The sequence below is a fragment of the Nonomuraea maheshkhaliensis genome (assembly GCF_039529435.1).
Classification (GTDB): Bacteria; Actinomycetota; Actinomycetes; order Streptosporangiales; family Streptosporangiaceae; genus Nonomuraea; species Nonomuraea maheshkhaliensis.
Genome location: NZ_BAAAMU010000018.1, coordinates 90986 through 113711, shown reverse-complemented (window position 1 = coordinate 113711; position 22726 = coordinate 90986). Strand labels below are relative to the sequence as shown.

General features: G+C 69.8%; 21 protein-coding genes. 9 read left to right on the top strand and 12 right to left on the bottom strand.

From position 1 onward, the window contains the following. Window positions 1-91 precede the first annotated feature (91 nt). Both ABFX54_RS15075 and ABFX54_RS15070 read left to right on the top strand, forming a co-directional pair. On the top strand, window positions 92-481 hold the full coding sequence (locus ABFX54_RS15075; protein ID WP_346105225.1) for a YbaB/EbfC family nucleoid-associated protein: 390 nt from the start codon (window positions 92-94) through the stop codon (window positions 479-481). 61 nt (window positions 482-542) lie between these two features. Continuing rightward, complete coding sequence (locus ABFX54_RS15070) at window positions 543-923, top strand: YbaB/EbfC family nucleoid-associated protein (RefSeq protein ID WP_346105224.1); 381 nt, start codon at window positions 543-545, stop codon at window positions 921-923. 44 nt (window positions 924-967) lie between these two features. On the opposite strand, the gene ABFX54_RS15065 is transcribed toward ABFX54_RS15070, so the two are convergent. The 5 genes from ABFX54_RS15065 to ABFX54_RS15045 form a co-directional block, all read right to left on the bottom strand. Next, entirely contained in the window at window positions 968-1717 is a 750-nt protein-coding gene (locus ABFX54_RS15065; protein WP_346105222.1) for an SDR family oxidoreductase, read from the bottom strand. Between the two features lie 103 nt (window positions 1718-1820). Then, window positions 1821-2186, bottom strand: a complete 366-nt coding sequence (locus ABFX54_RS15060; RefSeq protein WP_346105220.1) for a MerR family transcriptional regulator — start codon at window positions 2184-2186, stop codon at window positions 1821-1823. After that, a complete protein-coding gene (locus ABFX54_RS15055) occupies window positions 2183-3658 on the bottom strand; it encodes a DHA2 family efflux MFS transporter permease subunit (RefSeq protein WP_346105218.1) in 1476 nt (491 codons plus the stop codon). The genes ABFX54_RS15060 and ABFX54_RS15055 overlap by 4 nt, the downstream gene beginning before the upstream one ends. Further along, window positions 3655-4236 carry an NADPH-dependent FMN reductase gene (locus tag ABFX54_RS15050; protein WP_346105216.1) on the bottom strand — a complete coding sequence of 194 codons (582 nt, stop codon included), beginning with the start codon at window positions 4234-4236 and terminating at the stop codon, window positions 3655-3657. The genes ABFX54_RS15055 and ABFX54_RS15050 overlap by 4 nt, the downstream gene beginning before the upstream one ends. A gap of 60 nt (window positions 4237-4296) precedes the next feature. Then, on the bottom strand, window positions 4297-4797 hold the full coding sequence (locus ABFX54_RS15045) for an HAD domain-containing protein (protein ID WP_346105214.1): 501 nt from the start codon (window positions 4795-4797) through the stop codon (window positions 4297-4299). Window positions 4798-4830: 33 nt separating this feature from the next. Between ABFX54_RS15045 and ABFX54_RS15040 the strand changes: the two genes are divergently transcribed. Next, window positions 4831-5415 carry an AAA family ATPase gene (locus tag ABFX54_RS15040; RefSeq protein ID WP_346105212.1) on the top strand — a complete coding sequence of 195 codons (585 nt, stop codon included), beginning with the start codon at window positions 4831-4833 and terminating at the stop codon, window positions 5413-5415. Between the two features lie 13 nt (window positions 5416-5428). Here ABFX54_RS15040 and ABFX54_RS15035 read toward each other — a convergent pair whose 3' ends face one another. Continuing rightward, a complete protein-coding gene (locus tag ABFX54_RS15035; protein ID WP_346105210.1) occupies window positions 5429-6760 on the bottom strand; it encodes an extracellular catalytic domain type 1 short-chain-length polyhydroxyalkanoate depolymerase in 1332 nt (443 codons plus the stop codon). A 431-nt stretch (window positions 6761-7191) separates the two neighbouring features. Here ABFX54_RS15035 and ABFX54_RS15030 point away from each other — a divergent pair, with 431 nt between their 5' ends. Both ABFX54_RS15030 and ABFX54_RS15025 read left to right on the top strand, forming a co-directional pair. After that, on the top strand, window positions 7192-8646 hold the full coding sequence (locus ABFX54_RS15030) for an endo-1,4-beta-xylanase (RefSeq protein WP_346105208.1): 1455 nt from the start codon (window positions 7192-7194) through the stop codon (window positions 8644-8646). Window positions 8647-8799: 153 nt separating this feature from the next. Continuing rightward, window positions 8800-9816: a LacI family DNA-binding transcriptional regulator gene (locus tag ABFX54_RS15025; RefSeq protein WP_346105206.1), complete on the top strand. Its 1017-nt coding sequence runs from the start codon at window positions 8800-8802 to the stop codon at window positions 9814-9816. Between the two features lie 13 nt (window positions 9817-9829). Here the strand turns inward: ABFX54_RS15025 and ABFX54_RS15020 are convergent, their stop codons facing one another. The 6 genes from ABFX54_RS15020 to ABFX54_RS14995 form a co-directional block, all read right to left on the bottom strand. Then, complete coding sequence (locus ABFX54_RS15020) at window positions 9830-10714, bottom strand: carbohydrate ABC transporter permease (protein WP_346105204.1); 885 nt, start codon at window positions 10712-10714, stop codon at window positions 9830-9832. Then, a complete protein-coding gene (locus tag ABFX54_RS15015) occupies window positions 10711-11640 on the bottom strand; it encodes a carbohydrate ABC transporter permease (protein ID WP_346105202.1) in 930 nt (309 codons plus the stop codon). Before ABFX54_RS15015 ends, ABFX54_RS15020 begins: the two co-directional genes overlap by 4 nt. 81 nt (window positions 11641-11721) lie before the next feature. Further along, entirely contained in the window at window positions 11722-13086 is a 1365-nt protein-coding gene (locus ABFX54_RS15010) for an ABC transporter substrate-binding protein (protein ID WP_346105200.1), read from the bottom strand. Between the two features lie 186 nt (window positions 13087-13272). Then, a complete protein-coding gene (locus ABFX54_RS15005; RefSeq protein WP_346105198.1) occupies window positions 13273-15411 on the bottom strand; it encodes an alpha/beta hydrolase-fold protein in 2139 nt (712 codons plus the stop codon). A gap of 196 nt (window positions 15412-15607) precedes the next feature. Next, complete coding sequence (locus tag ABFX54_RS15000; protein WP_346105196.1) at window positions 15608-16615, bottom strand: LacI family DNA-binding transcriptional regulator; 1008 nt, start codon at window positions 16613-16615, stop codon at window positions 15608-15610. A 127-nt stretch (window positions 16616-16742) separates the two neighbouring features. Then, window positions 16743-17786 carry a LacI family DNA-binding transcriptional regulator gene (locus ABFX54_RS14995; protein ID WP_346105194.1) on the bottom strand — a complete coding sequence of 348 codons (1044 nt, stop codon included), beginning with the start codon at window positions 17784-17786 and terminating at the stop codon, window positions 16743-16745. Window positions 17787-17964: 178 nt separating this feature from the next. Between ABFX54_RS14995 and ABFX54_RS14990 the strand changes: the two genes are divergently transcribed. The 4 genes from ABFX54_RS14990 to ABFX54_RS14975 are packed head-to-tail and all read left to right on the top strand — an operon-like array spanning window position 17965 to window position 22690. Next, window positions 17965-19272, top strand: a complete 1308-nt coding sequence (locus tag ABFX54_RS14990; RefSeq protein ID WP_346105192.1) for an ABC transporter substrate-binding protein — start codon at window positions 17965-17967, stop codon at window positions 19270-19272. A gap of 3 nt (window positions 19273-19275) precedes the next feature. Then, complete coding sequence (locus ABFX54_RS14985; RefSeq protein ID WP_346105191.1) at window positions 19276-20160, top strand: carbohydrate ABC transporter permease; 885 nt, start codon at window positions 19276-19278, stop codon at window positions 20158-20160. A gap of 52 nt (window positions 20161-20212) precedes the next feature. After that, a complete protein-coding gene (locus tag ABFX54_RS14980; protein WP_346105189.1) occupies window positions 20213-21028 on the top strand; it encodes a carbohydrate ABC transporter permease in 816 nt (271 codons plus the stop codon). Window positions 21029-21064: 36 nt separating this feature from the next. Next, a complete protein-coding gene (locus tag ABFX54_RS14975) occupies window positions 21065-22690 on the top strand; it encodes a GH39 family glycosyl hydrolase (protein ID WP_346105187.1) in 1626 nt (541 codons plus the stop codon). Window positions 22691-22726 lie beyond the last annotated feature (36 nt).

The following is a 22726-nucleotide window of genomic DNA, read 5'->3' as shown; positions in this document are numbered from 1 at the left end:
TCATGAGACGTGAATCTCCGTGTCATGAAACACGGCCGGATGTGTCTAAACTGGTCGGCCGTCCGCTCTCCTCACCGCCGGAGGTCCCTACATGCGGCCACCCACACCCGACAACGACGACGAGTACCTCCACGAATACTTCGCCCAGGGCCAGCGGGTCATCCGCGACCTGCGGCAGGCGCAGGACGCCATGCGGCGGGTGGAGGGGGTGGCCAGGAGCAAGGACGGGCTGATCGAGGCGGCCGCCGCCGGCGAGGGCGAGCCGACCCGGTTGCGCATCGACCCGAGGGCGCTGCGGCTCGAAGAGGTGGCCCTCGCCCGCGAGGTGACGGCCGTGCTCCGGGCGGCGCAGGACGAGGCGGCGCGCAAGGCGCAGGAGATCGCGGACGCGGCCGAGGGCGCCGCCACCCTGCCCCAGCCGCTCGACGAGACGTTCGTCCGCGGCCGGGTCGAGCAGGTCGCCCGCGACCTGCTCGGATGACCACGCCCGGGCGACCCGCCCCATCTCGTACGGCCCGCTGATCAGGCACGGAGGAAGCAGCGTGCACCACCACCCCCAGTTCGACCCCGCCGACATCACCGACCAGCACATCGAGGAGATCGCCCGCGAGGGCGAGCGGGTGCTGGCCTGGCTGGAGACGGCGCAGGAGGACCTCGACCAGATCGTGGGAGCTGGTGAGACGGCGGGAGGCCAGGTCAAGGCGACCACGGACGTGAACGGCCGCGTCCTCGCCGTCACCTACGGCCCTCGCGCGAAGCGGATGAACAGCCAGGAACTGGCCGATCAGACCCTCGCGGCGGTACGGGCGGCCCGCGCCGACGCCCAGGACCAGACGCACGAGCTCATGCGCGCGGCCATGCCGGACTTCGACCCGGTCCAGGCGAACGAGCAGTTCCAGCGCCTGCTGTCCGCCTGGCAGTGACCCGCCCGCACCCCGCCGGCCCGATCTCAGGGCGCACGGGGGCGTCAGAGCAGGGTTCCGCCTGAGGCGTCCAGCCAGTGGCCGGTCACCCAGCGGCTGTCGTCGCGGGCCAGGAAGGCCACCGCGCCGGCCACGTCCTCGGGGGTGCCCACGCGGCCCATCGGGGACAGCGACGACACCCAGGCCAGCGCGTCCCCGACGAGTCTGCCCTGGTGCATGTCGGTGTCGATGACGCCGGGCGCCACGGTGTTGACGGTGATCGCGCGCGGGCCGAGTTGCTTGGCGAGGGTCGAGGTGAGCACGTCGAGCGCGCCCTTGGACATGGCGTAGCTGATGGACCGCGGCATGAACGCGCCCCGGGTCAGCATCGTGGAGATGTTGACGATCCGGCCGCCGTCGCGCAGCCGGGGCAGGGCGAGCTGGGTGACGAAGAACGGGGCGGTGGCGTTGACCGCGAAGATCCGCTCGAACTGCTCCCTGGTGACGTGCTCGATCCCGGGTTCGTCGTTGAGGATCCCGGCGTTGTTGACCAGGATGTCCAGCTCGGCGGCGCGTTCGTCGAAGGCGGCCCACAGGCGGTCGGCGTCGCCTGGCGTGCCCAGTTCGGCCCGCAGGGCGAAGGCCTGCCCGCCGGCCGCCTCGATGGCGGCGACGGTTTCCGCGGCGGCCCGCTCGTCGCCGCCGTAGTGGACGGCGACGCGGGCGCCGTCACCGGCCAGGCGCCGGGCGATGGCCCGGCCGATGCCCCTGCTCGCGCCGGTGACGAGAGCGGTCTTGCCATGGAGAGTACGCACGGTGTCTTCCTGCTGGGTGTGAGGTGGAGGAGAGCCTTCGGGCGGACGCGGGCGCGGTCGTACGCGGGTCCGGCGCCGAGGCGTCATCCGTGGAGGTGGAGGGTCAGGCGCGGGGGTCGTTCTGGAGGAAGTCCATGGTGGCCAGTTCGTCCACGGTCGCCTGCAACCGATCGATGCGGGAACGTCCGATCCGAACGAGTTCCTCACCCGCGCCGAGCCACTGACCGAGATCGCGGGAGAGGGGCGGGATACCGGCGAGGATCTCGGCGCTCTCCTTGAGCGTGATGCCGACCCGTTGCGCGGCGAGCGCGAGCCTGATGCGGCAGATCGCGTCGACGGTGAAGCGGCGGGCGTTGCCGCTGTTGCGGTGGGCGTTGATCACGCCGTAGCGCTCGTAGAAGCGGACGGCGTTGGCCGTGACCCCGGCGGCCTTGGCCACCTGGCCGACCGTCAGCTCGGTGACGGTCATGTCCCACCTCTCGCCTTCGTCGCGGCCGGCTCTCGCCGCTCCAGTATCGCCGACGCCCGTCCCGGAGAGCGCAACCGTACGACCAGGGCCAGCGCCATCAGAACGAGGGCCGCCGCCTGGGCCCAGCGCAGGGCGTCGGTGACGGCGACCGCCTGGGCGGCGTGCTCCGCCGTCCCCGGGCCGGCCAGGGCCGCGAGCGAGGCGCCGCCGGTCATGACGCCCGTCAGCGCGGTGAACAGCGTGCTGATCAGTACGGTGCCCATGCCGTTGGCGATCGTGCTGACCAGCGACAGCAGCGCGGAGCCCGAGGCCAGGTCAGGGCCGTGCAGATTCCGGCTGGAACTGGACATCGTCGGCATCATGATCGCGCCGGTGCCGGCTCCCTGGACGAATCCGAGCAGGCCGAGCAGCGGGTACGGGGTGTCCGGCCGCAGGATGATCACCTGGACGAGCCCGGACGTGATCGCGAGGCCGAGCCCGGTGCCGACGACCAGCCGGGGGCCGAGCCGTTCCAGCAGCCTGGCCGCGACCTGGAGGCTGAGACCCATGCCGGCCGCGCCAGGGATCATCAGCGCGGCCGTGACCGAGGCGCTGTCGAGCCGCAGCGTCTGTACGTACGTCGGCATCAGCAGGGCCGAGCCGAAGTACGGGGCCGCGTACAGGGCGAGCACCGCGGCGCCCCGGCCGAACATCGGATCGCCGAACAGGCGGATCCGCAGCAGCGGCTCCGGACGGGTCAGCGCCCGGACCGAGAACGCCGCGACCAGCGCCGCGCCGGTGGCCACCGTGGCGATCCGCGCCCAGGGGGCGCTGTCGTTCGTGCTGATCCCGTACGCCACCGCGACGATGCCCGGCATCAGCAGCATCGCCCCGGCCAGGTCGAGCCGGACCCGCTGCCGCCGCACGGGATCGGCCGGCAGCCAGGCCAGCGTGCCCACGGCCCCCACCAGCGCCAGCGGCACGGTGAGGAAGAACAGCGCCCGCCACGACCCGGCGCCCAGCAGCGCCGCGCCGAGCACCGGGCCCAGGATCGGCCCGATCAGCAGCGGCAGGCCGGTGACCGCCACCATCCGGCCGCGTCGTTCCGGCGCGACCGCGCCGAACCCGATGGCCATCCCGAGCGGCGTCATCAGCCCGCCACCGAGCCCCTGCGCCGCCCGCGCGGCGATCAGCCAGCCGAGGTCGCCTGCCGCCCCGGCGACGGCGGAGGCGACCGCGAAGCCGGCCAGCGCCACCTGGTAGATCCGCCGGGCGCCCCAGCGGGCGGCGAGCCCGGCGGCGAGCGGCATCGTCGTCACCATGCCCAGCGTGTACGCGGTGATGATCCACTGGACGGAGGTCAGGGACGCGCCGAACGCCGCCATCAGCCGCGGCAGCGCCACCACGACGATCGTGGCGTCCAGCACCGCCATCAGCCCGCCGAACGCCAGCACGAGCGCGGCGCGCACTTCGGGCCGGGTCAGCTTGTTCACTGCCGGCCGGCCAGGTCGGGGATCCGGACGGCGCGCAACGCACTGGCCCACGTCCGCAACTCGCCCATCGTCACGTGCAGCGCCTGCGCGGTGCCCGGCGGCGGGACGAACCGGCCGCCGGCGTCCACGTGCTCCCACGCCATCGGGATCAGCACCGCCTCCCGGATCGTCGTGGCCCGCAGCTCGGGCATGACGCCGCGCAACTGCTCCACGGCCCTGATGCCGCCGGAGGAGCCGTATCCGACGAAGGCGACCGGCTTGTACGCCCATTCGGTGAAGTGCCAGTCGATCGCGTTCTTCAGCGCCGCGGGGAAGCTGTGGTTGTACTCGGGGGTGAGAAACACGAATCCGTCGGCGTCGGCGAGCCGGCCGGCGATCGGCGACCCGGCCGCCCCGCCGGGCTGCATCTCGTGCATCGGCAGCGAGACCGTCGCCAGGTCGATCAGGTCGAGTTCGAGCCAGTCGAACGCGGTGAGCTCGTGTTCGAGCCATGCGGCGAGAGGGTCGGCCATCCTGGGCTTGCGGACGCTGCCGATCACCACGGCGATGCGGAGCCGGCCATCGATGTTGTCGGTCATGGCGACGACGCTAGAAGTTCGCCTATGGACGAACTCAAGCCACCGGACGACCGCCGTGGATCAGACCGCTCGTAGCCACTGGTCGAGGGCTGTGAAGTCGTCGTCGGTGAGGCCCCGGGGCGAGGGGACGTGATGGAGGAGGGCCCGGCCGGGATGGTGTGCGGGCACCCAGTCGCGATCGGCGTCGGTGATCTCGTCGTCGATCCAGACGAACGAGCGCCCCTTCGCCCAGGCCACCAGCGTCCTGGTCTTCCAGCAGAGCCCGAGCCACCGGTCCTCATGTTCGGCCTCGGCCGAGGGCTCGGGCCAGTTCACGACCGGCAGTCGTGGCAACCCGAGCCGAGGGGCGAGCTCGGCGTTCGCCTGGTCCTCCCAGGTCGTGGCCCAGACCAGGTCGCACGGCAGCGCCGCCAGCCGGAGCCCCACCTGCGGATCGAGCCGGGCCAGGTGCCCGCCGCCCGGCGGCGGAGGCCTTGAGCCGTCACCGAACGGCAGGAGCGGCCCGTCGACGTCGAGGAAGAGGAGGGGGCGTTCCCGGTGACTTGGCTTCGGCGGTTCCATCTGGACGGCGCTTCGCAGGTCGATCAGTCGGCCATGAAGACCGAGCGGGGTCTAGGTGATCATATCTACACTGACCGCATGCCGTTGGTATGGGTGACGGGGAATTCCGGTACCGGTAAGTCCACGATTTGCGGGATGTTGCGGGCTCGAGGCCACGTCGCGTTCGACGCCGATGACGACGGCTTCAGCCGCTGGATCGATCGGGACACGGGCGAGGTGGTGACGAACCCTCCGTACCCCGTCCCCGAGGGCTGGCTCGATCGGCATGGGTGGGCGATCGTCCGCGAGCGCGTCGAGTCCCTCGCCGAGGAGTCCCGTTCGCGGGTCGCGTTCCTGTGCGGGTCGGTGGAGAACGAGGCGGACGTACGCGATCTTTTCGACCTCATCGTGTGCCTGGTGATCGACGACGACACCCTCCGCCACCGCCTCGCCACCCGGACGACGAACACGTTCGGCCGGCACCCCGAGGAACTGGCGGCGGCCCTGATGTGGAACCCTCGGCTGCAACCGATCTACGAGCGCCGTGGCGCGACGATCGTCGACGCGTCCGAGCCGCTGGCCGAGATCGTGGAGCGGGTGATCGGCGCGGGCCACGACCTGGCGGAGCCGGGCCGGTAGCCCGCCGAAGGGCTCAGGTGCGGGTCCAGCGCTGGTTCGCGCCGCCGTGGCAGGTGTAGAGCTGGAGCCGGACACCGTTGGCGGTGCCCTGGCCCACCGCGTCCAGGCACAGCCCGGACTGCACTCCGGTGATGCCGCCGTCGGCGTTCAGCCGCCAGCGCTGGTTCGCGCCGCCGTGGCAGGCGTAGATCTGGATGCCGGCGCCGTTGCCCGCGCCGGCCGCGTCGAGGCACTTGCCGCCGTAGATCCGGAGCTCACCGGCCGCGGTGGCGGTCCACTGCTGGTTGGCGCGCCCGTTGCAGTCCCACAGCTGCACCTGGGTGCCGTCGGCGGTGGCCGCGCCGGGCACGTCCAGGCAGCGCCCGGAGCCGACGCCCCTGATCTGCCCGGCGGGCGGCGGGGTCGGCGTGGTGGTGGACGAGCCGTCGTCCAGGCCGAAGAAGCGGATGGCGCGCGCGGCCATCCCGGGGTGGGGCAGGTTGTGGCCGGCGCCGCTGATCGTGTACGTCTCCACCTGCCCGGACCCGTACACCCGCCGGGTCCAGCCGGACTGCGGGCTGTCCGTGGCGGTGGGGGTCTGACTCAGCCCGTGCACGTCGGTCCACTGGTCGGTCTCCTCCTGCAGCATCGTGTACGGCAGCACGTCGTCGGCGGTGCCGTGCCAGGCCATCACCCGCGGCCGGGGCCCGGCGTAGCCGGGGTAGGCGTCCCTGACCAGGTCGCCCCACTGCCGCGGGGTCTTGTCGCCGCAGCCGGCGGGGCCGAGGCACCCGTACGGGACCCCCGCGAACGGCGCGCCGGCCTGGAACACGTCCGGGTACGTGGCGAGCAGGTTGAGCGTCTCCATCGCGCCGGAGGAGAAGCCGGTGGCGAAGACCCGCCGCGGGTCGCCGTTGTAGCGCTGCAGCACGTAGTTCGTCATGGAGACGATCGACACCGGGTCGCTGCCGCCACCGTGCCGCAGCGCCTCGGCCGACCAGACGTCGAAGCAGTTGGACAGGCCGTTGGCGCTCTTGTTCGCCTGCGGGTAGATGACCACGAAGCCGTGCCGGTCGGCGAGGGAGGCGAACTCGGTGCCCTGGTGGAAGGACGGAGCCCAGCCGTTGCAGCCGTGCATCGCCACCAGCACGCCGGGTCTGGCCGCCACCCCGTCCGGGACGTACACGTACATCCGCAGGCCGCCGGGGTTGGCGCCGAAGCCCGTCACCTCGGTCAACGCCGCGGCCGAGGCGCCCGGCGTGGCCGTCACGAACATGGCCAGCGCGGTGATCCCCGCCGTGAGGAGCGCCACCACAGCGGCGCCGACGCCCACGTACCGGCTCGTTCGCGGTTCGCTTCGGTTCATGGTTCCGCCTCTCCGCTGTTAGCGCTAACGCCGACGGGGCCGAGCTCCTTGAAGGCAGTGGCGGGAGGTAGCGAACATGAGGCGGAAAGATACTGTCAAGAGCGCCTTAGCTTACGGTGACGGCGATGAACCCCGGCCACCTCGGGATGGGCCAGGTAGAGGCGATCAATCGAGCATGACGGGGCGATGAAAGTTTCACAGAAGCTCGGCCGGCCCAGTGGTCGATCCGAAACATTTCAAGCGCTCTGGCCACGCAACGCACCAGTACAGCGCCCTCTCGAAGAACGATCTGTTACGAAAGTTTCACTCGATTCTTGACAACTTTCGGCGACCTTCACACACTGAGTGCCCGAGGTGAGCTCCCCCACCTCCAGTACGCGCTCCGACGGCGAGCCGTACCGCACCCATGATTCGCCCCTGGAGGCTCAAGCATGGCTGTACCCGACATGCCCCCACTCACCGCCAGGCGACCTCAACGCGCCCGCCGCCGAGCGCTGCTCACCGGCGCGATCGGCGCATTCGGCCTGATCACGGCACTGGCGACGGCGATCCCGGCCGTCGCCGCGGAGAGCACGCTGGGCGCGGCGGCGCAGCAGAGCGGCCGCTACTTCGGCACCGCCATCGCCTCGGGCAAACTCGGCGACTCCGCCTACACGACCATCGCCGGCCGCGAGTTCGACATGGTCACGGCCGAGAACGAGATGAAGATCGACGCCACCGAGCCCAACCGGGGACAGTTCAACTTCTCCGCCGGGGATCGCGTCTACAACTGGGCCGTGCAGAACGGCAAGCGGGTCCGCGGGCACACGCTGGCCTGGCACAACCAGCAGCCGGGCTGGATGCAGCAGCTGTCCGGCAGCACGCTGCGCCAGGCGATGATCAACCACATCAACGGGGTCATGAACCACTACAAGGGCAAGATCTACGCCTGGGACGTGGTCAACGAGGCCTACGCCGACGGCAATTCCGGCGGCCGGCGTGACTCCAACCTGCAGCGCACCGGCAACGACTGGATCGAGGTGGCCTTCCGCACCGCACGCGCCGCCGATCCGGCCGCCAAGCTCTGCTACAACGACTACAACATCGACAACTGGTCCTGGGCCAAGACGCAGGGCGTCTACAACATGGTCCGCGACTTCAAGTCGCGTGGCGTGCCGATCGACTGCGTGGGCCTGCAGTCGCACTTCAACGGCAACAGTCCCTACAACAGCAACTACCGTACGACCATCCAGAGCTTCGCCGCGCTGGGGGTCGACGTGCAGATCACCGAGCTGGACATCCAGGGCGGCTCGGCCACCACGTACGCCAACGTCGTCAACGACTGCCTGGCGGTGCCGCGGTGCACCGGCATCTCGGTCTGGGGCGTGCGCGACACCGACTCCTGGCTCGGCTCCGGCGCCAGCGCGCTGCTCTTCGACGGCAACGGCAACAAGAAGGCCGCGTACACCGCCGTGCTGAACGCGCTCAACGGCGGCACCACGACGCCGCCGCCCGGCGGCGGAGACGAGGGGCAGCTCAGGAGCACGGCCTCCGGCCGCTGTGTGGACGTGCCCAACGCCGGCACCGCCGACGGCACCGCGGTGCAGCTGTGGGACTGCAACGGCCAGAGCAACCAGCAATGGGAGCAGACCTCGGCCGGTGAGCTGCGGGTCTACGGCAACAAGTGCCTGGACGCCGCGGGCACGGGCAACGGCGCCCGGATCCAGATCTACTCCTGCTGGGGCGGCGACAACCAGAAGTGGCGCGTCAACTCCGACGGCACGATCGTGGGCGTCCAGTCCGGGCTCTGCCTCGACGCCGTCGGCGGCGGCACCGGCAACGGCACGGGCCTGCAGCTCTACAGCTGCTGGGGCGGCAGCAACCAGAAGTGGACCTACACCGCGTGAGTTCCCCCGGCTGATCGCCCTCCGCTGAAAGACAGCGGGTTTCGGCCCCCGAAGACAGCGGCCACCCCCGTCCGCACCGGGAGCGGACGGGGGTGGCCGCACGGCGTGCCCGCGCCACCCGTCCGTCCCGTGTCCCCTGACTAGACTGCGGCCATGACCACGGAGTCGTCCCCTCTCACCATCGCCCAGCTCGCCGAGCTGGCCGGTGTCTCCACCGCGACGGTCTCCAAGGTCGTGAACGGCCGCGCCGAGGTCTCGTCCAAGACCCGCGCCGCCGTCGAGGAGCTCATCAGCCGGCACGGCTACCGCCGCCAGCGCCGCCGCTCCACCCCGACGGCCCTGGTCGAGCTGGTCTTCCATGCCCTGGAAGGCGACTACCCCGTCGAGATCACCAAGGGCGTGGCGAACGTCGCGCGCGAGCACGACCTCACGGTCGCCATCTCCGACCTGCGCCGCGACCAGTCCGCCGCGGACGCCTGGCTGGAGGGCGTGCTGCGGCGCCGCCCGAGCGGCGTGATCGCCGTGTTCTCCGGCCTGACCGAGGCCCAGCACGCGCAGCTCGCCCGCCGCGAGATCCCGCTGGTCCTGCTCGATCCGGCGGACGTGCCCAGCGGGAACATCCCCTCGGTCGGCGTCGGCAACTGGAACGGCGGCCTCACCGCCACCCGCCACCTCCTCGAACTCGGGCACCGCCGCATCGCCATCATCACCGGGCCCGACTCCGCCCTGTCCAGCCGGGCCCGCCTCGACGGCTACCGCACCGCCCTCGACCTGGCCGGACTGCCCGCCGACCCCGAGCTCATCGGCCGCGGGGACTTCCTCATCGAAGGCGGCCTGGCGGCGGCGCGGCGCATGCTCCGCCTGCCCGACCGGCCCACCGCGATCTTCGCCACCAACGACGGCCAGGCCATCGGCGCCTACCACGCGGCCCACCAGCTCGGCCTGCGCATCCCCGACGATCTCAGCGTGGTCGGCTTCGACGACATGCCGTCGGTGAGATGGGCGATCCCGCCGCTGACCAGCGTCCGCCAGCCGCTCACCGCCATGGCCGCCGCCGCCACGACCATGCTGCTGGCCCTGGCCCAGGGCGAGCCGCCGGCGCAGAACCGGGTCGAGCTGGCCACGGAGCTCGTCGTCCGCGCCAGCACCGCCCCGCCCCCGGCCGCCTGAGCCGGCCTCGCGGCTACCGCAGCCCGCCGACGGACAATCCTCCCCGCCAGTGCCGCTGGAGGCTGAAGAAGGCGATGACGAGCGGGACGACCGAGACGAGAGCACCCAGGATGATCAGGCTCCAGAGTGAGGTGCTGCCCGCGTTGTTGGCCGACGCGATGCCCTGCCAGAGGCCGAGCCCGACGGTGACGGGGAAGAGCCGGTTGTCCGACAGCATGGCGAGCGGCAGGAAGTAGTTGTTCCACGAGGCCACGGCCGACAGGAGCAGCACCGTGACCACCGCGGGCCGCATCAGCGGAAAGGCGACCTGGAGGAACGTGCGTATCTCACCCGCGCCGTCGGCCCGCGCCGCGTCCAGGATCTCGTCCGGGACGGCGTCACGCGCGTAGACGTGCATCAGGTAGACGCCGAACGGGTTGAGCAGGGAGGGGAGGATCACCGCCCAGATCGTGTTGGTCAGGCCGAACTCGGAGAACATCATGAAGGTGGGGATGACCAGGGCCGTCGCCGGCACCATCAGCGCGCCGAGCACGAGCGAGAAGCTGAAGCGCCGGCCGGCGAAACGGTATTTGGCGAACCCGTAGCCGGCCATGACGGCCAGGATCGTGGCGCCGATCCCGCCCGCGAACGCGTACAGCGTGGAGTTGAGTATCCACCTGCCGTAGATGCCGTTGTCGTAGGTGAACAGCTGCTGGAGGTTGCCGAGGTAGTCGATCCGGTCGGTGAACCACAGGGTGTTGCCGCCGCCGAACAGGCCGGGCGCGTCCTTGGAGCTGTTGACGATGACCCACCAGAACGGCACGAGGAAGTACACGACCAGGAAACCGAGCAGCACCTGCAGGGGCAGGTGGCGTTGCGGCCGGCGGCGGACGCCGGCGCGGGAGCGGGCATTCGTCACAGGAAGCTCCTCCGCTTGCGGGTGAAGAACAGGAAGGCGTAGACGCCGACGAAGACGATCCCGCCGAGAGCGAAGGAGATCGCTGATCCGTAGTTGAAGTTCGCCAAGGCGAACGCCTGCTGATAGGCGTACATGTTGGGGGTGAAGTCGGGTCCGATCGTGCCGGCCGCGAGGGATCGCAGGATCTGTGGTTCGTTGAAGAACTGCAGGGTGCCGATGAGTGCGAAGACCAGGATCAGCAGCAGCGCCGGCGCGATCAGCGGGATCTTGATGCGCAGGGCGACCTGCCATTTGCCGGCGCCGTCCATGCGGGCGGCCTCGTAGAGCGCGGGGTCGATGCCCTGGAGCGCCGCGTACAAGATGATCATGTAGTAGCCGGCCCACTGCCAGGTGACGATGTTGACCAAGCCGTAGAAGATCAGGTTGCCGCCGAGGAAGTCGGGCGGAGTGGCGCCGAACAGGCCGAACAGGTCGGAGAGCGGCCCGAAGCTCTTGCTGTAGAGGAATCCCCACATGACGGCGCCGATGACGGTCGGAATCGCATACGGGAGGAAGATCATGAGACGGGAGAAACGGGCGAACAGGGAGGTCACCGTATCCAGGATCAGGGCCATCGCGAGCGCGATGATGATCTGCAAGGGGATGGAGACCAGCGAGAAACGGATGACGAACCACGACCCGGACAGGAAACTCGGGTCGGTGAACGCTTTCACGTAGTTGTCGAAGAGGACGAAACTGATGCCGCCGATCAGCTTCTTCTGGAAGAGACTGAGATAGAGCGCGTACGCGAGCGGCGCGATGAGCAGGGCGAGAAACACGATTCCGAAGGGCCCGACGAAGAGCCATCCCATCACGTGCTCGCGCAGGCGCGCCTTGCCGGGCGTCCTGGGCTTGTCTCGGGTGCTCGGCGCACTCTTGTCGATCATGAGGGTCAACCTGGACTCCCGGGAGGTCGATGCTGGGGGTCGCGGGTGGGCCGCCCGGTGCGGGACGGCCCACACCGTGGGTCACTGAACGGTGAAGCCCTGTTCCTTCGCGTACTTCGCCACGTCCTCCTGCACCCGGTCGGCGGCCTGCGCACCGGTGACGGAGCCTTCGATGAGCGCGCTGACCTGCTTCGTCATGGCGTCGAAGTAGTACTGGCCGAACGGGCTGTAGGTGACGCCCTTGTAGGCGTTCGCGGCGGGGACGTAGACCTCCTTGTTGGCCTGCTGGCCGTCGAAGAAGGCCACCTTCAGGTTCACGAACTCGGGATCGTTGAGCGCCTGGAGGTTGAGCGGGAAGATGATCTGGTTGGTCCAGCCGTGGGTGAGCGACTCCTTGTCGGCGTACAGGCCGAAGGCCGCCTTCGCGGCGAGTTCGGGGTTCTTGGCCTGGCTCGTCACAGAGAAGGCGGATCCGCCCCAGTTCACCTGCACCGGGTTGGCGGCATCCCACTGCGGGAGGGGCGCGACGGCGAACTTCCCGGTGTCCTCGCCCTTGCCGACGCCTGCGCCGGTGAGGTAGCCGGGCGCCCAGGCGGCCGAGATGTACGTGGCGTACTTGCCGTTGATCACGCCGGAGATGTACTCGGGGGTGAACTGGTCCTGCGTCCCGACCAGCCCGTCCTTCGCCAGGCGGCCCCAGTAGTCGAGCACGTCCTTGGAGGCCTGGTCGTTGAGCTTGACGCCGATGGAGCTCTGCTGCGCCGGATCGTAGGTGAAGGGGGCCGCGCCCTTCTGGATCTGCAGCGCCATCGTGAGGGCCGACACGTTCGCGGCGAAGTCGCCGAACGCCGGGCCGCCGGCGTCCTTGATCTTCTTGGCCGCCTCTTCGTACTCGGCCCACGTCTTCGGCGGCTTGATGTCGTACTTGTCGAAGATGTCCTTGCGGTAGATCATCGCCATCGGGCCGCCGTCGACGGGCACGCCGTAGACGGCGTCGCCGACGGAGACGTCCTTCCAGGCGCCCTCGCTGTAGTTGGCCTTGGCCGCGTCGAAGCCGTACTTCTTGATGTCGACCAGCGCGTTCTGGATCTGGAAGGTCGGGATGCGGTCCATCTCGATCATGATCACGTCGGGTGCGCCGGTGCCGGCCGAGATGGCGGTCTGGAACTTGTCGTACTCGTCGCTGCCCTGGCCGACGTTGGTCCAGCAGACCTGCACCTCGGCGTTCTGCTTGTTGAAGTTGTCGACGACGAGCTGCATGTTGGGGTACCAGCCCCACATCGTCACGACCGGCAGGTCCTTCTTGGGGATCGTGTTCGTGCAGTTGCTGGCGCCGCCGCCGCTCGCGGTGGTCGCGCCGCCCCCTCCTCCGCCGGAGGAGCAGGCCGTGAGCGCGGTCGCGGCGGCCAGCACGGCCACCGCGGCAGAGATCCGGTTCTTGTTCATTCGCATATTTCCCTTGCGGATCGCGGCGCACGAAGGTCGTGCGCCGCCGTGGAGACCGAGCGATCGGGCGGGGACGGGACCCGGGTGGCGAGCACCCGGGCCCCGTCCGTCGCGCCGATCCTCATGTGAGCGCTAACAGCACGCCCAGGCGATCTCGCTCAGCGCTTGCGGCTCAGCGTTGGACGATCAGCGCTTGAACAGGCGCGGAGCGAGATCGATGAGGTTCTTCTGCCACACGTCCCAGCCGTGCGGTCCGGGGGTGACCCCGTCGAACTCGTAGCGGATGCCGAGCGTGTTCAGGGTGTCCAGGGACGCCATGAACGACGGGTAGACGAAGTCCGTCCGGTCGCCGACGTACAGGCGCAGCAACCTGGTGCCGTCGTTGATCGCCTTCGCGTCGACGCCGGCGCCGCTGCCGAACCCGGCCGAGAAGGCCGCGACGTAGGCGAACTGGCCGGGGTTCGCCTTGAGCATCCCGAACGTCTGCCCGCCTCCCATCGACAGACCGGCGAGGGCCTGCCGCGAGGGGTCGCTGGAGATGTTGTAGTGCTCGCGGGCCGCCGGTGCGAGGTTCTCCAGCAGCTCCTTGTTGAAGTCGGACACGTTGCCGTTGCCCATCACGACCACCATCGGCACCAGGTTCCCGTCGAGGAAGTGGTGGTCGAGGATCTGCTTGGCCCGGCCCATCTCCACCCAGTCCGTGTAGTTCTGGCCGCCACCGTGCTGGAGGTAGAAGACGGGGTACGGCTCCGCGCGCTCCGGGTCGTAGCCCGGCGGGGTCCAGACCAGCGCGGTCCGGTCCTCGTTCGCGACGGCGCTCCGGTACGTCAGGCGCTCGACCGCGCCGCCCCGGCCGGCGGGCACGTCCGTGACCATGCGGGCCCGCTCGCCGGCGACCAGGAAGGTGCTCCAGGTCGGCTCGGTGGTCACCCTCGTCGGGTTCGACACGTCCTTGACCGAGGTGCGGTCCACGATCAGCCGGTAGTAGTAGAACCACGGGTCGAGCGGCCCCACGGTCACCCGCCAGCGGTCACCGGCACGCGTCATCGGGACGCGCAGCCAGCTACCGCCCGGCGCCCAGTTCGCCCAGACCTTGACGTTCTGCGCGTTCTGGAAGTCCGTCGTCGTCTCGAAGGTGACGAAGCCGTCCTTGGTCACGAACGGCGTCGGCGTGGTGCCCGGCGCCGGCGGGGTGAACTCGCCCTTCAGCCGCCCGTGCCCGGCGCTCGGGCCGTGGTCGCGCACCTTGCGGAACAGCCGCGGCACGAAGTCGACGAGGTTCTCCTGCCAGGCGTTCCAGTTCGCCCCGGCGTCGGGGTTGACCCCGTCGAACTCGTAGCCGACGCGGGCGCGGTCCAGCGCCTTCGTCAAGCGGCCGGTCGCGTTGTACGCGGGGTCCGTCACGTTGCCCGTGTACAGACGTACCAGCTTGACCTGGCGGTCGTCCGCCTTCACCTCCGTCAGGAGACCCGAGAACGAGCCGGCGTAGGCGTAGCGGGACGGGCGGGTCAGCGCGGCCCGCAGCGCCCGCGCGCCGCCCTCGGCCACTCCGGCGATCGCCTGGTGCGCCGGGTCGCGGTGGACGCGGTAGCGGTCGGCGACCGCCTTCCGCAGGTCCTCGCCGACCGCCGCGCCGCCGTCACTGATCACGACCACCATCGGCTCCATGGCTCGCCGGATCGTCAGGTTGTCGAAGATCTGCCTGGCCCGGCCGAGGTCGAGCCAGTCGGTGGCGCTCACGCCGTCGCCCGGCTGCAGGAACAGCACGGGGTAGGGCTTTCTGGCGGTGTATCCCGGGGGCGTCCAGACCAGGGCCTTGCTCCCGGCGCCGTAGGTCAGGGTGTCGATCGTGCCGCCCTGCCCCTCGGGCGCGTCCGCCAGTGGGCGCGCCGCGTCGCCGGCCACGAAGAAGGTGCTCCGGATCGGGTCGGACGCCACGACAGTGCTGTTCGTCGGGTCCTTGAGCCCCTTGGTGTCATCGCCCGTGACCCGGTACGAGTACAGTCCTGGCTTGAGCGGGCCGAGGACGCCCGACCAGACGTCGCCCCGCCGGGTGAGGCCGAACTCCGCCCAGGCGGACGAGGGGCCGATGTTGCCCTCGATGACGACCTGCGACACCGGGCCCACAGCGGCCTCGACGGCGGCCACCGGAACGGTGAAGGACGCGTAGCCGTCCTCGGAGACCGTCAGCCACGGCGTGTCCGCCGCCGCCGGCCGCGGCACGAGCAGCACCGCCGCGATCGTCAGGAGCGCGGCGGTGATCGCGGCGAACCCGCGCCCGCCGCTCTGGGGGTGTGACCTGCCGTGATAACCTAAAAATGGCATGCGAAAACTCCCTTGATGGTCGGCCACGGTTGATGCCCGGGCGGCCGACCGGATGTCTGCGGTGGATCCTCAGTGGCCGGTGTTCGCACCTCCCATTCCGTCGTCGGGGTCGTCAGCTTGCCCACCTGACGTTCGTTGCCACGAGCGTCAGGTGCGCCGGGACGCCACACCTCACGGTGACGTCACGATCACAGGACTAGCCTGGTGCGGTGGTGGAGCCGCGCACCACCAGGCGGGTCGGGAGCACGACCCGGCGCGGGCCCTCCCAGTCGCCACGCACCAGCGACATGAGCATGCGCGCGGCCTCGTTCCCGAGCCGGTACATCGACTGGTCCACGGTGGTCAGCCTCGGCTCGGCCAGTGCCGACTCGGGGATGTTGTCGAAGCCGGCCACCGACAGGTCGCCCGGAACGCCGAGCCCCAGCTCCCTGGCGACCTCCATGGTCTTCAGCGCCATCCCGTCACTGGCCGCGAAGACGGCCGTCGGCCGGTCGGGCCGATCCAGCAGCGCACGCGCGAGCGGGGCCGCCGAGTCCGGGTCGAAGCTCCCCCGCGCGATCAGCCGCGGGTCGATCGGCACGCCGGCCTCGGCCAGCGCCGTGCGATAGCCCTGCTCGCGTGACCACGCGGCCTCGATGCCGGCCCGGCCGGCGATGAAGCCGATGCGCCGATGCCCGAGGCCGAGCAGGTGCTCGACCACCGCGGTGGCGCCCGCGAAGTTGTCGGCCGTCACCGACGGCGCCTCCGAGCCCCGCGCCGGATCGATGACCACGACCGGGGTGCCGCTGCGCACCTCGCGCGAGGGCGTGACCACGATGCATCCGTCGGTGAGCGTGCCCGACAGGCGGGCCAGGTGCCGTTGTTCCCAGCCGTCTGAGTAGGTGCCGTAGAGGTCGCTGTTGGCGTAGATGATCAGATCGAAACCCGACTGGCTCAGGGCGTCCATCACCCCTTTCAGCACCTCGGCGGTGTAGGACTGGAAGCTGTGGGTGACCAGCCCCAGGACGTTGGTCCGGCTGCTGCGCAGGCTCGTGGCCACCAGGCTCGACTCGTAGCCGAGCTGCTCGATGGCCGCGCGGACCTGTTCGACGGTGCTCGCCCTGACGCCGTAACGCCGGTTCACCACCCGCGAGACGGTCGCCGTGGAGACTCCCGCCAGCCGGGCGACATCACTCATCGTCACCGGAGCGCCGCCGTCGGCCATGGTGCCTCACCAATTGCAATCGTTATCGGTTACGTTTGCAGCCGCAAAGTTAAGCGATGTCGATCCTGGAAACAAGGGCTTTTCGGCTGGATGTTCTTGGGGTAGAGACATGACCGGATCCTTCTGTTCATGGCGTGGGGGCGGGGCCCGTCGAGTCGCGGACACTGAGGGTGGTCGCCAGCTGGAGGTGCCGCGATGCGGGCTGGACCCCGTCCGCCATGCCGAGAATGGTCTCCACGGCCATCCGCCCCATCCCTTCCAGCGGCTGCCGGACCGACGTGAGCCGCGGCGTGGTCCACTCGGTCTGCGGCGTGTCGTCGAACCCCGTGACCGACAGCTCGCCCGGCACGGAGATGCCCAGCTCCTTGGCCGCCGCCAGCACTCCGACGGCGATCTCGTCGTTGCCCGCGACGATCGCGGTCGGCCGCTCCCCGGACGTGAGGAGATCGCGGGCGTGGCGCCGCCCGGCCTCGACGGAGAACGCCTCGTGGCGGATCAGCGCGCGGTCCGGGGCGAGGCCGGCCGAGTCGAGCGCGGCCTGGTAGCCGTGGAAGCGTTCGATCGAGGGAGCCGAGCCGACCGGCCCGCCGATCCAGCCGATCCTGCGGTGGCCGAACTTGATCACGTGTTCGGTCGCGGAACGGCCGCCCGCCCAGTTGGTGGAGCCGATGCTGACCAGCCGTGACTCCGTCGTGTCGATGGGATCGATGGTCACGACGGGCAGCGAGAGATCCTCGGCGGCGCCGAGCACCGAGTCGGGCACCGCGACGGCCAGCGCGATGAGGCCGACGACGCCGGTCGCCTGCTGCTCCCCGATCCAGGCGCCCGCCGCCGGGCGGCTCATGCTGATCGGCTCGCCGGGCGGCAGGCGGAGCAGGAGCTCGGCCTGCGCCGACGTGGCGGCCATGAGAATGCCCTGGAGCACCGTTCCGGCGTAACGGGACTCCACGATGTCGAGCACGGTGACGAGGGTGCGCTCGCGCGGCTGCTCGTGCCGCGCCGCCGTCGGCTTGTAGCCGATCTCGGCCATGACGCCGAGCACCAGCTCGCGCGTCTTCGCGCCCACGTCGCTGCGCCCGTTGAGCACCTTGGACGCGGTCGTCGGCGAGACGCCGGCCAGCCGGGCGACGTCGGCCAGGGTGGCTCGATCAGAACGACCTCGCCCTCGCATCACGACTTTCCCCTCCCCGGGCTCCGAAATTATTTCGAAACCTATCACGCGCGCTTCGCTCCAGCGGCTTCCGTTCGTCACCCCGTTGACACGGCGAAGAGGGGACACCTAGTGTCCTCGCCATACCGAATAAGTTGCGAAATAATTTCGGAACGCCCAGGAACGAGAGGAGAGGGCCATGAGGCTCTCCCACAAGCTCAGGCTCCTTTCCGCGGCACTCGCGCCGATGCTCGCGCTGACCGCGTGCTCGGGCAGCGGCTCCAGCGCTGACGGCGGTGGCGGCGAGCGAACGAAGATCACGGTCTGGAGCTGGGACGGCACCGTCGAGAAGGCCGTCCCCGGCTTCCAGGCCGCGCACCCTGACATCACAGTCGAGGTCGTCAACGCGGGCTCGTCCCAGGACGAGTACAAGGCGCTCGACAACGCCATCCAGGCCGGCTCGGGTGTCCCCGACCTGGTCATGTTCGAGTACTTCGCGGTGCCGTACTTCGCCGTCCCCGGCAAGCTCGCCGACCTCGGGGAACTCGGCGCCGACCGGCTCAAGCAGGACTTCGTCCCGGCCGCGTGGAGCGACGTGACGGTCAACGGCAAGGTCTACGCGGTGCCCTCCGACTACGGGCCGTCGGCGATGTTCTACAACGCCGCCACGCTCAAGAAGGCCGGCATCGAGGAGCCCCCCGCCACCTGGGAGGCGTACTACGAGGCCGCCAAGAAGATCCACGCCCTCGGCGACGACTACTACATCGCCCAGGACACCGGCGACATCTTCTTCCTGCTCTCCCTCATCTGGCAGGCCGGCGGCCGCCCCTTCAAGGTGGACGGCACCAAGGTGCGCATCGACTTCACCGACCCCGGCACGACCAAGGCCGTGGCCTTCTGGCAGAAGCTGCTCGACGAGGGCCTGATCAACACCAAGATCACCGGGTGGTCCGACGACTGGAACCGGGCGCTCAACGACGGAACCCTGGCCACCCAGACCATGGGCGGCTGGCTGACCTCCACGCTGCCCGAGCGCGCGCCGAAGTCCTCCGGCGACTTCCGGGTCGCGCTGATGCCGCAGTGGCAGCAGGGCGCCAAGACCGGCGCGGCGAACGGCGGCAGCTCCTTCGGCATCCCGGCCGCGGCCGAGCACAAGGAGGCGGCCTTCACCTTCCTCGAGTACTTCACGCACGGCGGCGGCCTGTCCACCCGCGTCGACGCCGGCGCCTTCGTGCCGAACCTGTCGGTGCTGGACGACGAGGAGTTCCAGGGCAAGGCCAACCCGTACTTCGGCGACCAGAAGGTCGGCGCCGTGCTGGCCGAGGCCTCGGAGATCGTCGGTGACGGCTGGCAGTACCCGCCGTTCTTCGAGTGGGCCCGCTCGATCTACGGCGATCTGGCCTCCCCGTTCTACACGACGGGCAAGGGCTCGCTCGCCGAGGTCCTCGAACAGTGGCGGCAGCGCTGCGTCCAGTACGGCAACGAGCAGGGTTTCGAGGTGAGCTGACCGGTGGCGCCGACCCGCAAGCGCCGGAGGTCACCGATCGGGCTGGCGTTCATCGCGCCCTTCGGCACGCTGTTCGCGCTCGTCTTCGTCGTGCCCATCCTCTACGCCGCCTACCTGAGCCTCTTCCAGGACAAGCTCGTCGGCGGCAACACGTTCGTCGGATTCGCCAACTACGTCAAGCTGGTCCAGGACCCGCAGTTCTGGGACGGTACGGGACGCGTCGTCTCGTTCACCGTCGTCCAGGTGCCGATCATGCTGTTCTTCGCCATGGCCCTGGCGCTGGCGCTGGACTCCATGCGTCTGCACGGCGCGAGGTTCCTGCGGGTGACGATCTTCCTGCCGTACGCGGTGCCGGCGATCGTGTCGACGCTCATGTGGGGCTTCCTCCTGGGCGTCAAGTACGGCCTGTTCGGCAGCCTCAACCGGGCCCTGGGCACCGACCTCGACCCGTTCACCCCCAGCACCACGCTCATCTCCATCGGGGTGATGGTGACGTGGGCGTTCACCGGGTTCAACATGCTCATCTTCTACGCCGCACTCAAGGCCATCCCGCGCGAACTGTACGAGGCGGCTGCCATCGACGGGGCCGGCGAGTTCCAGATCGTCCGGCGGATCAAGCTGCCGGCCCTGCGCGGGTCGCTGGTCGTCACGATCATCTTCTCGATCATCGGTACGTTCCAGATGTTCAACGAGCCGCAGATCCTGCCGTCGATGGTGGCCAACAGCGGCGTCACCACCTTCTACACGCCCAACCTGTACGCCTACAACCTGGCGTTCACCGGGTCGCAGCAGGGTTACGCGGCGGCGCTCGCGCTCGTCATGGCGGCGATCACGATCGCCGTCGCCTACGCCGTCCAGATCAGAGGGCTGAGGAATGCAGATCGCTAGCCGCCGGCTCCCCACGGTGGACAATCCCAGGAGGAGCACGACCCTCACGGTGATGACGGGACTGTTCACCCTGTACTGCCTGCTACCGCTCGGCTGGCTGGTCGTCAACGCCACCAAGTCGCAGGCCGACTTCGTGTCGACGTTCGGGCTCGCGCCCGGCCGCGAGTTCGCCCTGTGGGACAACATCGCGCAGGTGTTCACCTACCAGGACGGGATCTTCGCGCGGTGGCTGCTCAACACCCTGCTCTACGTCGTCGTGGGCGCGACCGTGTCCACGTTCCTGGCCGCCCTCGGCGGGTACGCCCTGGCCAAGCTCGACTTCCGCGGCAAGCGGACGTTCCTCCTGGTCGTGCTGGGGTCGATCTCGGTGCCCGGCATCGCCCTGGCGATCCCGCAGTTCCTGCTGTTCGCGCACATCGGCCTGACCAACACGCCGTGGGCGGTGCTCATCCCGTCCTTCATCAACCCGTTCGGGTTGTACCTGATGTGGGTGTTCACGGCCGAGGCGGTGCCGTCGGGCCTGCTGGAGGCCGCGAAGATCGACGGCGCCGGAGAGTTCAGGACCTTCCTGCAGATCGCGCTGCCGCTCCTCGCGCCGGCCGGCGTGACGGTGCTGCTCTTCTCGTTCGTGTCCATCTGGAACAACTACTTCCTGCCGCTGATCATGCTCAAGGATCCCGCCTGGTATCCGCTGACCGTGGGCATCAACCAGTGGAACAAGCTGGGTTCGGCCGCCGGGAACGGCGCACTCGTCCAGAACCTCGTGATCACGTCGGCGCTGCTCACGATCGTCCCGTTGATCATCGCGTTCCTCAGCCTGCAGCGGTACTGGCAGTCGGGCCTGTCGCTGGGCGCCGTCAAGGGCTGATCCATCCATGCCGACCCGTCGAAGAGAAGTGAGGCGATGAAGAGCGAGCCCCGGTTGCGGATCGACGGCGAGCCGCGCGCGGAGACCGCGCTGCCGCACGTCTGGAGCAGATGCATCGGCGCCGGCCGGGCGAACGAGGCGCTGCGCGCGGACTGGCAGCGCCAGTTCGCCGAGGTGGTCGCCGCGACGGGGGTCGAGTACCTCCGCTTCCACGGCGTCTTCCACGACGACATGTTCGTCTACCGGGACGGCTACGGCGGCGGCTTCGGCCCCGACTCCCCCCTCCCCTCCCCCGTGTACACCTTCGGCTACGTCGACAAGGTCTTCGACCTCCTCCTGGACCTCGGCGTCCGTCCCTTCGTCGAGCTGGGCTTCATGCCGCGCGGGCTGGCCACGCGGACCGAGACCGTGTTCTGGTGGGGCGCCCACTGCAGCCCGCCCAACGACATGGCGCGCTGGGTCGAACTGGTCACGAGAACGGTCGAGCACTGGATCGACCGGTACGGCCTCGACGAAGTGCGGCGATGGCGCTTCGAGGTGTGGAACGAGCCGAACCTCGTCCCCTACTTCTGGACCGGCACGAAGACCGAGTACTTCCAGCTGTACGAGCACACCGTACGCGCGATCAAGTCGATCGACCCGGCCCTCAAGGTCGGCGGGCCGGCCACGAGCGTCTTCGTGCCCGACGACCGCTACAACGGCGAGACCGAGGATCGCTCCGCCTCGCTCGCGACGGCCGCCGCGACCGACGTGGACGCGCTCGACTGGCGCCCGGTCTGGATCGAGGACTTCATCGCCTGGTGCGCCGCACGGGCCCTGCCGATCGACTTCGTCTCGGCCCACCTCTACCCCACCGACTTCGCCTACGGCGCGAACGGCGAGGCCGTGCACATCACCCGGTACGCCGACGCCACGTACGACGACCTGACGCTCCTGGGCGAACTCGTGCGCGACAGCCCGTATCCCGAGGCCGAGATCCACATCAGCGAGTGGTCCACGTCTCCTTCGGCCCGCGACTTCATCCACGACACGCCGTTCGCGGCGACCTACATCACCCGGTCGTACCTGCGGTGCGCGTCCCTGGCCGACTCCATCTCGTACTGGACGTTCACGGACGTGTTCGAGGAGGGCGGCGCCGGGATCGGGCCGTTCCACGGCGGGTTCGGGCTGGTGAACGAGGGCGGCATCCACAAGCCCACGTTCCACGCGTTCACGATGCTGGGGCGGCTCGGCGACCGGCTGCTCCTCTCGACGCCCCACGGGGTCGTCACCCGGGACAGCCGGACGTCGGCCGTGTCGGCGGTGTTCTTCAACTATCCCGAGGACATGGAGATGAAGGGCGTCGCCGCGTGCGGCTCCTACCCGGCGGCCCGCGCGCTGGCCGAACGGGGACCCGCCAGGCGCGTCCGCCACTCGATCGGCGGCCTGCGTCCCGGCGGGACGTTCCTCGTCGAGATCCTGGACTGGGAGCACGGCAACGTCGCCGAGGCGTGGTACCGGCTCGGCTCGCCGCTCAACCTGTCCCGGGCCGAGCACGACCACCTGAGCGGCGTCGCCGACGCGCTCCTGCGGTACACGCTGACCGTGCCCGACGACGGGGTGCTCGACCTGGACGTCGAACTCGCGCCCTGGGCGGTGATGTCGCTGACGCAGGCGTCCTGACCATGGTGCGGGCCGTCGCCAGGGGATGCCGGTGAC